The organism is Sphingomonas sp. (assembly GCF_051962185.1).
Taxonomy (GTDB): Bacteria; Pseudomonadota; Alphaproteobacteria; order Sphingomonadales; family Sphingomonadaceae; genus Sphingomonas.
In genome coordinates this window covers 1-10,803 of the sequence record NZ_JBQCCN010000192.1, presented here as the reverse complement: position 1 = coordinate 10,803, position 10,803 = coordinate 1, and the positions used below count along the sequence as shown (strand labels likewise).

Here is a 10,803-nt window from a genome sequence, read left to right as displayed (position 1 = left end):
CTAGGCGATTCTAATTCCTCCCCGTTTACGGGGAGGGGGACCAAGACGCGAAGCGGCTTGGTGGAGGGGGCGTGCGGCAAACGAGTCCGTTGAGAAGAACCCCCTCCACCATTCGCTGCGCGAATGGTCCCCCTCCCCGCAAAGCGGGGAGGATTTAAGTCACCCCATCACCGGCAGCGTCACCTTCGATCCCGAGCACACCTTCTGCGTCGCCTTGACGAAGTCGCTCGCCTTGGCGCGATATGGGTTCGGCACGAAGGTCTGCGGGTTGCGGTCGATTACCGGAAACCAGGTCGACTGGATCTGGACCATGATCCGGTGGCCCTTCTTGAACACATGGTCGTGGTCGCGCAGCGGCACGTCCCAGGCGACCACCTTGCCCGGCACCAAAGGCTGCGGGTTGGTGTCGCTCGCCAGGAAGCGTCCGCGGCGGACGTCCATCGCGATCGGCCATTGATAGCCGTTGAGCGTCTTGGCGTAGTCGCCGACCGCCCATTTCTTGCCCTCGGTATTCTCGAAATCGCTGGGCAGCACGTCGATCAGCTTGACCACGAAGTCGCTGTCGGTGCCGCTGGTCGACGCCATCAGCGTCGCCGCGATCTTGCCGGTGACGGTCAGGTCCTGCTCCAGCGGCGCGGAGACGTAGCTCAGGACGTCGGGACGATGATCGACGAAGCGCTGGTCGTCGCTTTCCCACCACACCCAGTCGGGCGTGGCATAGGTCCGGCTCATCGGCCGCTTGCGGAACGGCACCGGGTTGGCGGGATCGCTGACATAATCGCGACACGCCTCCCCCGCGCTCGGCGCGGTGAAGGACAACGAGCCGTCGTCGTGAAGATACAGATCGGTATCCTTGGCGCCTTTTGGCGGCCAGGATTCATAGGTTTTCCAGACGTTCGAACCGGATTCGAACATCTTCGCGGTGAAATCGGGCCGCGGCCCCTTGCCGTGCAGCCAATAGGCGAAGAACGGCGCCTGGATCTGGGTCTGGAACTGGGTGCCGCTGTCGGTACCGAGCGGGATCGGACCGAGGAAATCGCCCTTCGATTGCCAGCCGCCATGCCGCCACGGCCCCGAGACGATTTGCGCGAGATGGTCGGGATCGTTCTGCTTTTCCTTGGCGTAGATCTGCCACGATCCCCAGGGATCCTCCTGGTCCCAGAAGCCCGCGACGTTGAGCGTGGGCACGGTCGTCTTGCCCAGCGCATTCTGCCAATTCTGGTCGGTGTAGAAGGAATCGTGGTTGGGGTGGTCGAGCAGCGCGGTGAACATCGGCACCCTGCCCTTGAAGACGTTCTTGTCGATATTCTCGACCGGGCCCATCGCCAGATACCAGTCATAGGCGTCGGTGAATCCGTCGAGGCTCAATTCCTTGTTCTGCAATTTGTCGATCTGCAGGCTCGACACCCATTCGGTGGCATAGCTCAGGCGAAGCGCGCCGTTGCGGTGGAGGTCGTCCGACATCCAGTAATCGACCCACGCCGCCTGTGGGCTGACCGCCTTCAGCGCCGGATGCGGCTTGGCCAGCGCCACCGCGGCGGCGAAGCCCGGATAGGACACGCCCCACATCCCGACCTTGCCCGAATTGTTGGGCACGTTCTTCACCAGCCAGTCGATCGCGTCATAGGCGTCGGTCGCCTCGTCGGTCTTCTTGGGATCCTTGGGATGGACCGCGGTCGACAGCGTGAACACGCCATCCGACCCGAAGCGCCCTCGCATCGACTGGAAGACGAAGATGTATCCGTCGTCGGTGAGCGGCTTCCAGCTCGGCGGCAGGCCGCCGGGCAGCGCCTGGGGCACCCCATAGGGCGTGCGCTGGAACAGGATCGGCAGCTTTTCCTTGGCGTTCTTGGGCGCGATGATCACCGTCTCGAGCTTCGCGCCGTCGCGCACCGGCACCATCACCTTGGTGAAGGTGAACTCGCTCGCCAGCGGGCTGACGGCGGGCGGCGCGGTCTGCGGTTTGGCGAGCGCGATCCCGCTCGCGCCCAGCATCAGAATGGCCGCCAACAACGCCTTGGTGCGCATGTGAGTCTCTCCCTTTTTGGCGCGCCACCCTGTCGAGGTGTGGCGGTGCGGTCAATCGGTCAGACGGCGATCTCCGGCGCGCGCCAGGCGCCGCGGATGACGGGGCGGATCGCCAGCGCCATCAGATCGATCGTGGCGTGGAACAGCATCGCGATCACAAGGCTGCCGCTCATCAGGTACATGGCGGTGAGCAGCGCGCCGACCAGGGTGGTAACGGTGACCCCTTTCCAGCCCTGATAGGCGTGCGCCATGCCGAACAGCAGGACGGCCATGACCACCGCCGGAATACCGCCGACAAACGCGGCGAGGAGCATGGGCAGGAGCAATCGAAAGAACAATTCCTCCCCGATGCCCGCCGCCACCGAGATCGCGATGCCGAACAGCACTTCCTCGCGGTCGCGCGGCAGCAGGGCGGAAAGATGGGCAAGATAGGCGGGCGTGCCCTTGCCCTTTCGCAGGCGACGCCAGGTAAGGAAGGCGCCGAGCGGTATCGCCACCAGGATGGCGATCCCGAAGAACGATGTGAGAAACGGATCGATCTCCACCGCCGGCGCATCGTCGCGCAACAAAGCGGACGCCGACCACAATTCCCGCGGCAATTGGACCACCGCGCCGATCCGGCCCAGCACCAGCAATCCGACGAGCGGCGGCAGCGTGAATTGCGACAGCTGCGCCATCAGCATGCGGCGATAGAAGGTCTTGCGACCGACCTGGCCGGCCTCGGCCAGCAGGCGATAGCCGCGCGGCCCGAAAACGACGTTCGCCGCGATGATCGCCAGCATCACGGCGAGCAGGACCGCGTTGATCATGGGTGAGCGGGAACAGGCATTATCGAAGTACCGACCAAAGCTCCCCTCCCGCTTGCGGGAGGGCCGGGGGGAGGGCGTGTCGCCTTACTCACGGTTCAGGACATGCCCTCCCCTAACCCCTCCCGCAAGCGGGAGGGGAACAAGGAGGGCGGGAATTCACCCCACCCGGTGCTCGCCCTTGACCCAGCGCACGGTGCCCGAGCTCGCGCGCATCACCACCGAATTGGTCGTCATGCGATCGCCGCGGCGCTTGACGCCGGCGAGCAGCGAACCGTCGGTGACGCCGGTCGCGGCGAAGATCGCGTCGCCCTTCACCAGTTCGTCAAGGTCGTACTGCTTGTCGAGGTCGGTGATGCCCCATTTGCGCGCCCGCGACCGTTCGTCGTCGTTGCGGAACAGCAGGCGGCCCTTGAACTGCCCGCCGACGCAGCGCAGCGCGGCACAGGCCAGCACGCCCTCGGGCGCGCCGCCCGAGCCCATATAGACGTCGATCGTGGTTTCGGGATTGGTCGTCGCGATCACGCCGGCGACGTCGCCGTCGCCGATCAGCATCACGCCGCAGCCGATCGACCGCAATTCGGCGATCAGGCCTTCGTGCCGCGGGCGATCGAGCACGCAGGCGATGATCTCGTGCGGCTCGACGCCCTTGGCCGCGGCGATCGCCTTGACGTTCTCCGTCGGCGTCTTGTCGAGATCGATCACGCCCGCCGGATAGCCCGGACCGACCGCGATCTTGTCCATATAGACGTCGGGCGCGTTGAGCAGGTTGCCTTCTTCCGAGATCGCCAGCACCGCGAGCGCATTGGGTCCGGCCTTGGCCGTGATCGTCGTGCCTTCGAGCGGGTCGAGCGCGATGTCGATCTTGGGGCCCTTGCCCGGCGCCGAGCCGACCTTCTCGCCGATATAGAGCATCGGCGCCTCGTCGCGCTCGCCCTCGCCGATCACCACGGTGCCGTCCATATAGAGGCTGTTGAGCGCGCCGCGCATCGCCTCGACCGCGGCGGCATCGGCGGCTTTCTCGTCGCCGCGGCCGACGAGCGTCGACGCGGCGATCGCCGCGGCCTCGGTCACGCGGACCATCTCGAGCACGAGCACGCGGTCGAGAACGTCGCTGGCAGTCGTCATTGTTCGGGCAATCCTCTTGTCTAATTCTTCGATTGAGCGCGCGGATAGGCGCAGAGGGTTACGGAGTCGAGACGCCGCCGGATTGGCCGCCCCGCTCAGCGGCCAGGCCACGAAGAAAACGGCAGGCGTTCTCATGCTGCATCTCGCGCGAGATGGCATAGATCTTCTTTTCCTGGGGATCGTCAAACGATCGGTTCCGCCCGGTCATATTGCGAACATGGGCGAGACAGACTGGTCGAGCAACGCTGGAAGCGATGCAACGGAACAGGAAAGCTCTTTCGAAAACGCTTGTCTGGCTTTTCAGGGCCGCGGTGTCGAGCGACTGTTGTTCGTCGACGTCGGTGAAAATGCTCCGGCTCGTGAATTCGCTCCAGCCCCTGCCTGGCGACCAGGGCAGCTTGAATGCCCCGTCATCGAAATCGATCGACTTGAGCGACTCCCACGGCACCTTGCAGTCCCGAGCCACCGTTCTGACATCGTAGATATGCGGGTCGAATATCGTTCGATCGCTTTGCTGAGGTTCGGCGTAGCGGACCACATCCTGGAGCGCGATCGCCGTGCGGTCGGCAGCGTCTGGACCACTGCGCGTCGCGTCGAGCGTCGCTTCTATGAGCGCCCATAGCAACGGCCCAAGAAACAGGCCTGCCACCACCGCAATCGCGATTACCCAGACTCGCTTCATCAGCCCGGCTTCACATCCTTCGGCGGCTTGATCTCGAACATGTAAGGCCAGTCCTTCCCCGTCACGAACAGGCGGCGCTTCCTCGCGTCCCAGGCGATGCCGTTGGGGACGTCGTCCACCGCGGTCGCGCCCGACTGGCGGTGGAGTTCGCTGACGTCGATCCAGCCGATGACGTGCCCGTCCTTCGGGTCGATCCGGGCGATCCGGTCGGTCAGCCAGATGTTGGCGAGGATCTCGCCATCGACATATTCGAGCTCGTTGAGCATCGGAATCGGGCGGCCGCCGTCGGTCACGGTCAGCCGGTGCTTCACCGTGAAGGTCGCGGGATCGACGAAGCGCAGGACGGGCGTCCCGTCGGACATGATCAATTCGCCCTTGCCGTCGGCGGCGAGCGCCCAGCCTTCGCCCTCATATCTGAAGCTGCCGAGCCTTTTGAAATTCCTGGCCGACCAGCGAAAGCCGACCTGGTTCTTCCACGTCAGGCTCAGGATCGTCCCGTTCCATGGCGCGATCCCCTCACCATAGAGCGGCGGATCGACCGGCACGCTGGCGAGCACCTTGCCGTCGCTGAGGCGTACCTTGCGGATGCTCGAGCGATTGAGCTCGCCGGTGCTCTCGTAGAGATAGCCGTCCTGCCAGAACAACCCTTCGGTGAAAGCGCGCGGATCGTGCGGAAAGGTCGCGACGATCCGTGCGGCCTGGACCGGCGCGGATGACGGCACGCCGCCGACCTGCGGCATCAGGCCGAGCAGGCCGAGCAGAAGGCCGGTGATGGGCATCGGGTCCGCTCCTCTCAGTCGCGCAGCAGCTCGTTGATGCTGGTCTTCGACCGCGTCTGTTCGTCGACGCGCTTGACGATGACCGCGCAATAAAGGCCCGGCTTGCCGTCCCCGCCGCCGATCGAGCCCGGCACGACCACCGCATAAGGCGGCACTTCGCCCATCAGCACCTCGCCGGTCGCGCGGTCGACGATCTTGGTCGACTTGCCGAGATAAACGCCCATCGACAGCACCGCACCGTCGCCGACGCGCACGCCCTCGGCGACTTCGGCGCGCGCGCCGATGAAGCAGCCGTCGCCGATGATCACCGGGTCGGCCTGGAGCGGTTCGAGCACGCCACCGATCCCCGCGCCGCCGGAAATGTGGACGTTCCTGCCGATCTGCGCGCAGCTGCCGACCGTCGCCCAGGTGTCGACCATCGTCCCTTCGCCGACATAGGCGCCGATATTGACGAAGCTGGGCATCAGCACCGCATTCTTGCCGATGAACGAGCCGCGCCGCACCACCGCGCCCGGTACGACACGGAAGCCGGCGTCGCGGAAACGGTTCTCGCCCCAGCCGGCGAATTTGGACGGCACCTTGTCATAGGCCGGCGCGCCCGCCGCGCCGCCGTCGATCACCGCATTGTCGTTGAGGCGGAACGACAGCAGCACCGCCTTCTTGAGCCATTGATTGACGCTCCAGCCGGCGGCGTCCGGCTCGGCGACGCGCGCCTGGCCGTTGTCGAGCAATTCGAGCGCGGCCTCCACCGCGTCGCGCACCGCGCCGGTCTTGCCGGTGGTGATGGCGGCCCGGTCTTCCCATGCGGCGTCGATCGTCGCGGCCAGGTCGGTCATTCTTCCTCCAATATATCGTGCAACCAATGGGTGATGTCGCGGGTGGTGAAATCGACGAAATCGCGCGCCGACTCCTCGGCCTGTTCGGAACCGTTGTCGACCCACAAGGTGGTCATGCCGATTTGCTTGGCGGGCTTCAGGTTGCGCGCCATGTCGTCGGCGAACAGGCTTTGCGCCGGGTCGAGATCATAGGCCTGGCACAGGTTCGAATAGGCCTCGGGCGCCGGCTTGGGCCGGTATTGGGCGGCATGGACGTCGTGGATCGCCTCGAAACTCTCGCCCAACCCGAGCCGCTCGAGGATCTTGCCGGCATAAGGCGCATCGGCATTGGTGAAGATGATCTTCCGGCCCGGCAGCCGCGCGATCGCGGCGGCGAGCGGGGCGTTCTCCTCGAGCATTTCCATCTCGATATCGTGGACGTCGGCGAGATATTCGTACGGGTCGACGCCGTGCTCGGCCATCAGCCCGGCGAGCGTGGTGCCGCGCGTATGGAAATAGCCCTTCTGGATCTTGTAGGCCTCGTCGCGATCGACCTCGAAGAAGCGCGCGATATAGCCGGTGATCTTGCGATCGACCTGCTCGAACAACCGCGCCTCATGGGGGTAGAGCGTGTTGTCGAGATCGAAGATCCAGTTCCGGACGTGATCGAGCCGCGCGAGCATGGCGGGCGCTCTAGGGCGTGCATCCGACAGCGGCAAGGCACGGCTTGAGCAATCGCGACGGCTTCCTATCTCGTCGCGATGATTCCCTATTCGCTGCTCGATCTCGTCCCCGTCGTCGAAGGCGGCTCGGTCCGCCAGGCGCTCGCCAACGCCGCCGACATGGCGCGCCATGCCGAGGCCAATGGCTACAATCGTTACTGGGTGGCCGAGCATCACGGCATGGACGGCATCGCCAGTTCGGCGACCGCGGTGGTGATCGCGCATGTGGGCGCGGCGACATCCAGGATTCGCATCGGCGCGGGCGGGATCATGCTGCCCAATCATGCGCCGTTGGTCATTGCCGAGCAGTTCGGCACGCTCGACGCACTGTTTCCCGGGCGCATCGATCTCGGACTCGGCCGCGCGCCGGGCAGCGACCAGCGCGTCGCCCGCGCGATCCGGCGTGCGCTGGAAACCGATCCGCAAGCCTTCCCGCGCGACGTGCTCGAGCTGCAGAGCTATTTCGCCGACGACGGCCAGACCGGCATCCGCGCGACGCCCGGCGCGGGGGCGCGGCCCGACCTGTGGATTCTCGGGTCAAGCACATTCGGCGCCCAGCTCGCGGCGATGCTCGGCCTGCCCTATGCCTTCGCCTCGCATTTCGCGCCCGACGCGCTCGACCAGGCGCTCGCCATCTATCGCCGCGACTTCCGCCCCTCGGCGCAGCTCGACCGGCCTTATGCGATGGCCGGGTTCAACGTCTTCGCCGCCGACACCGACGAAGAGGCCGAGTTCCTGGCGAGTTCGCAGCAACAGGCGTTCGTCGCCTTGCGCACCGGCAACCCGCGCCAACTGCCGCCGCCCGTCGCCGGCTATCGCGACAGTCTGCCGCCCCCGCATGCCGCGATCCTCGACCATGTCCTGCAATGTTCCGCGGTCGGCAGGCCGGCGACGGTCGAACGCGGTATCCGCGCGTTCGTCGATCGGACCGGCGTCGACGAATTGATGATCGCGAGCTCGATCTACGACGTCGAGGCGCGCAAGAAGAGCGTGGCGATCGCGGCGGAGGTGATGCGCGGGGCGACGGTCGCGGCTTGAGCCACGCGGCGGCCTCCCTACCACGTCACCCCGGCCTTGTGCCGGGGTCTGCCGTGCCGCACGTCATAGTCATGAGTCTCTAGCCGTGAGGCCTGCCGCCCGGCGGCTCCCGGCACAAGGCCGGGATGACGACTGGGAGGACTGGAGGTGGGTGCGCGCGTCTGCGCGCCCAAAAAGACTCGAGAGCCCTCCGACAAAACAGCATCGACGAGGCACGAGCCTCGCCGATGCTCACCCACCCCTTGATACCCTCCCTGCAGGGAGGGGAATGGCTGGAGCCGCCGTCGTCAGCTCGCCGCCGGCAGTCTCAACCGCACCAGCAGCCCGCCCAGGTCCTCGCTCTCCTCCAGACTGACCGTGCCTTCGTAGATCTCCGCCACGTCGCGGACGATCGCCAGGCCCAGGCCGGTTCCGGGCTTGCCGGTGTCGAGCCGGGCGCCGCGGTCGAAGATGCGGACGCGTTCCTCCTCGGGAATGCCGACGCCGTCGTCCTCGACCAGGATTTCGACGAAGCCGGCCTGCGCGCCGACCGTCACGAACACGCTGCCGCCGCCATATTTGGCCGCGTTCTCGATCAGATTGCCGAGCATCTCGTCCAGGTCCTGGCGCTCGACATGGACCTGGAGGTCGTGCGCGCCGTCGGCGTCGATGCGGACGTTGGGATAGAGGCGCGACACCGCGCGCTCAACCGAATCGAGGCTCGGCCAGACCTCGGCGCGGCTGTGCGCCGACCCGCGCCGCCCGACCGCACGGGCGCGGGCGAGATGGTGGTCGACCTGGCGCCGCATCGTCCGCGCCTCGCGCACCACGGTGTCGCCGAGATCGTCGGCCTTGGCGGTGGCGGCGTTCATGATCACGGTCAGCGGGGTCTTGAGCGCATGCGCGAGATTGCCGGCGTGGCGGCGCGCTTCCTCGGCCTGCTTGTCGTTATGCTCGATCAGCGCATTGAGCTCGTCGACCATCGGCGAGACCTCGGCCGGCATCGCGCCCTCGATCCGCCGGGCATAGCCGCCGCGCAACCGCGCGATCTCGCCGCGCAGTCGCCGCAAGGGCCTCAGGCCGTACCATGTCTGTAACCCCGCCAGCACGATCAGCCCGAGCGCGAGCAGCAGGAAGCTGCGCACCAGCGTCCGCCTGAGCGCGTTGATCTGCGCGTCGAGCCCGTCGCGGCTCTGCGCGACCTGGAACCGCCAGCGCACCGGCGATCCCGGCAGCTTCACGTCGCGTTCGAGGACGCGCAATTTCTCGCCCGAAAACTGGTCGCTGTCATAGACATGGACCTCGAGGTCGGTGTGGTTGTCGCCATAAGCGAGCCGGCGATCCCAGAGCGAGCGCGACGGGAACGGCTCCTTGCCGCGCGCCGCGACTTGCCAATAGAGGCCCGAATAGGGCTCGAGGAAACGCTGATCGGCGGGCTCGCGGTTGAAGATGACTTCACCATCGGGCCCGATCTCGGCCGAGGTGAACAGCGAGGTCAGCACGTAATCGAGCTGGTCGTCGAAATTGCGCGTCACCGCGCTGGTCAGCACCCGATCGAGCGCATAGCCGCCGCCCGACAGCAGGATGCCGATCCACAAGGCCGCGACGACGATCATGCGCCGCCCGAGCGACCCGCTGGCGGCGGCGCGCGGCGTGCCCGGCGGGCGGCGCCACAACACCCAGGCCAGCCGCAGCAGCGCCAGCACCGACAGAACGAGCAGCGCGCGCGACGTCCACACCTGGTCCGGCGCGAGCAGCAACAAGGTCGCGAGCGATCCCGCGCCGAGCACGGTCAAGGCGGTGATCTCGGCCGTCCGGCGATATTTGCGGATGAAGACGCGCCAGCGCGGGATCGATCGCTCGGCCGCGCGTTCGGCCGGCGGTGCCTGAGCGGCATCGCCCGGTCGGTTCTCCGCCGACGGCACGGCGATCATCTCGCGTCCCTCGGCCACGCTGCTCCGTCCCTATTCCGCGCGCGGCGGGGCGTCGGGATCGTCCAGGCTATAGCCCAGCCCGCGGATCGTGGTGATGACGTCCTGGCCCAGCTTCTTGCGGATGCGCGTCACGAACACCTCGATCGTGTTTGAATCACGGTCGAAATCCTGGTCGTAGATATGCTCGATCAGCTCGGTGCGGCTGACGATCTTGCCCTTGTGGTGGAGCAGATAGGACAGCAGCTTGTATTCCTGCGCGGTCAGCTTCACCGGATCGCCGGCGAGCGTCACCTTGCCCGAGCGCGTGTCGAGCCGGACGTCGCCCGCGGTCAGTTCGGACGAGGCATTGCCCGAGGCGCGGCGGATCAGCGCGCGCAGGCGGGCGATCAATTCCTCGGTCTGGAACGGCTTGGCGACATAATCGTCGGCACCGGCATCGAGCCCGGCGACCTTGTCCGACCAGCTGTCGCGCGCGGTCAGCACCAGCACCGGGGTGGTCTTGCCCTGCTTGCGCCAGCGGTCGAGCACGGTCAGCCCGTCGATCTCGGGCAAGCCGAGGTCGAGGACGATCGCGTCATAGCTCTCGGTCTCGCCGAGAAAGAGGCCTTCCTCGCCGTCGCCCGCCGTGTCGACCGCATAGCCCGCCCCTTCGAGCGTGTTCTGCAATTGCTGGCGGAGATTGGGTTCGTCCTCGACGATCAGAACGCGCATTGTGTTCCCCTTAGCGCGAGCCCCTTCATGGGAGCTCGGATTAGCCGGTGCGGCCGATGATCTGGCCGGAACGGCCGTCGACCCGCACCCAGATGACGGTTCCATTGCGCAGGAACTTGAGCGTGTAAATGCCGCTGTCGGGATCGAGCTCCGGCCCGAGATATTGCGCGCCGCGCATCAT

The 10,803-nt window shown here is 66.4% G+C and carries 10 protein-coding genes; 1 reads left to right on the top strand and 9 read right to left on the bottom strand.

The genetic code is table 11. From position 1 onward, the window contains the following. Positions 1 to 159: 159 nt before the first annotated feature. The 7 genes from ACTHJR_RS12015 to ACTHJR_RS11985 all read right to left on the bottom strand — a co-directional run bounded on the left by ACTHJR_RS12015 (position 160) and on the right by ACTHJR_RS11985 (position 6,921). Positions 160 to 2,028: a CocE/NonD family hydrolase gene (locus ACTHJR_RS12015; protein WP_440523443.1), complete on the bottom strand. Its 1,869-nt coding sequence runs from the start codon at positions 2,026 to 2,028 to the stop codon at positions 160 to 162. 59 nt (positions 2,029 to 2,087) lie between these two features. After that, entirely contained in the window at positions 2,088 to 2,837 is a 750-nt protein-coding gene (locus ACTHJR_RS12010; protein WP_440523442.1) for a CPBP family intramembrane glutamic endopeptidase, read from the bottom strand. A 156-nt stretch (positions 2,838 to 2,993) separates the two neighbouring features. Then, a complete protein-coding gene (gene glpX, locus ACTHJR_RS12005; RefSeq protein ID WP_440523441.1) occupies positions 2,994 to 3,962 on the bottom strand; it encodes a class II fructose-bisphosphatase in 969 nt (322 codons plus the stop codon). 58 nt (positions 3,963 to 4,020) lie between these two features. After that, positions 4,021 to 4,644, bottom strand: a complete 624-nt coding sequence (locus ACTHJR_RS12000; RefSeq protein WP_440523440.1) for a hypothetical protein — start codon at positions 4,642 to 4,644, stop codon at positions 4,021 to 4,023. Next, positions 4,644 to 5,423: a glutaminyl-peptide cyclotransferase gene (locus ACTHJR_RS11995; protein ID WP_440523438.1), complete on the bottom strand. Its 780-nt coding sequence runs from the start codon at positions 5,421 to 5,423 to the stop codon at positions 4,644 to 4,646. The genes ACTHJR_RS12000 and ACTHJR_RS11995 overlap by 1 nt, the downstream gene beginning before the upstream one ends. Before the next feature lie 14 nt (positions 5,424 to 5,437). Continuing rightward, complete coding sequence (gene dapD / locus ACTHJR_RS11990) at positions 5,438 to 6,259, bottom strand: 2,3,4,5-tetrahydropyridine-2,6-dicarboxylate N-succinyltransferase (protein WP_440523436.1); 822 nt, start codon at positions 6,257 to 6,259, stop codon at positions 5,438 to 5,440. Beyond that, entirely contained in the window at positions 6,256 to 6,921 is a 666-nt protein-coding gene (locus ACTHJR_RS11985; protein ID WP_440523435.1) for a pyrimidine 5'-nucleotidase, read from the bottom strand. Before ACTHJR_RS11985 ends, dapD begins: the two co-directional genes overlap by 4 nt. A 78-nt stretch (positions 6,922 to 6,999) precedes the next feature. Here ACTHJR_RS11985 and ACTHJR_RS11980 point away from each other — a divergent pair, with 78 nt between their 5' ends. Then, on the top strand, positions 7,000 to 7,998 hold the full coding sequence (locus tag ACTHJR_RS11980) for an LLM class flavin-dependent oxidoreductase (protein ID WP_440523434.1): 999 nt from the start codon (positions 7,000 to 7,002) through the stop codon (positions 7,996 to 7,998). A 287-nt stretch (positions 7,999 to 8,285) separates the two neighbouring features. On the opposite strand, the gene ACTHJR_RS11975 is transcribed toward ACTHJR_RS11980, so the two are convergent. Beyond that, positions 8,286 to 9,929, bottom strand: a complete 1,644-nt coding sequence (locus tag ACTHJR_RS11975) for a sensor histidine kinase (RefSeq protein ID WP_440523433.1) — start codon at positions 9,927 to 9,929, stop codon at positions 8,286 to 8,288. Between the two features lie 12 nt (positions 9,930 to 9,941). Next, positions 9,942 to 10,622, bottom strand: coding sequence for a response regulator transcription factor (locus tag ACTHJR_RS11970; protein WP_440523432.1), 681 nt, complete (start codon positions 10,620 to 10,622; stop codon positions 9,942 to 9,944). Positions 10,623 to 10,803 lie beyond the last annotated feature (181 nt).

What these genes read in the sequence shown, in the direction of transcription:
- ACTHJR_RS11995 (WP_440523438.1), bottom strand. Translation starts at nt 5,423, where the DNA reads ATGCCCATCACCGGCCTTCTGCTCGGCCTGCTCGGCCTGATGCCGCAG.
- ACTHJR_RS11985 (WP_440523435.1), bottom strand. Translation starts at nt 6,921, where the DNA reads ATGCTCGCGCGGCTCGATCACGTCCGGAACTGGATCTTCGATCTCGAC.
- ACTHJR_RS12000 (WP_440523440.1), bottom strand. Translation starts at nt 4,644, where the DNA reads ATGAAGCGAGTCTGGGTAATCGCGATTGCGGTGGTGGCAGGCCTGTTT.
- ACTHJR_RS12015 (WP_440523443.1), bottom strand. Translation starts at nt 2,028, where the DNA reads ATGCGCACCAAGGCGTTGTTGGCGGCCATTCTGATGCTGGGCGCGAGC.
- ACTHJR_RS12010 (WP_440523442.1), bottom strand. Translation starts at nt 2,837, where the DNA reads ATGATCAACGCGGTCCTGCTCGCCGTGATGCTGGCGATCATCGCGGCG.
- ACTHJR_RS11980 (WP_440523434.1), top strand. Translation starts at nt 7,000, where the DNA reads ATGATTCCCTATTCGCTGCTCGATCTCGTCCCCGTCGTCGAAGGCGGC.
- dapD (WP_440523436.1), bottom strand. Translation starts at nt 6,259, where the DNA reads ATGACCGACCTGGCCGCGACGATCGACGCCGCATGGGAAGACCGGGCC.
- glpX (WP_440523441.1), bottom strand. Translation starts at nt 3,962, where the DNA reads ATGACGACTGCCAGCGACGTTCTCGACCGCGTGCTCGTGCTCGAGATG.
- ACTHJR_RS11970 (WP_440523432.1), bottom strand. Translation starts at nt 10,622, where the DNA reads ATGCGCGTTCTGATCGTCGAGGACGAACCCAATCTCCGCCAGCAATTG.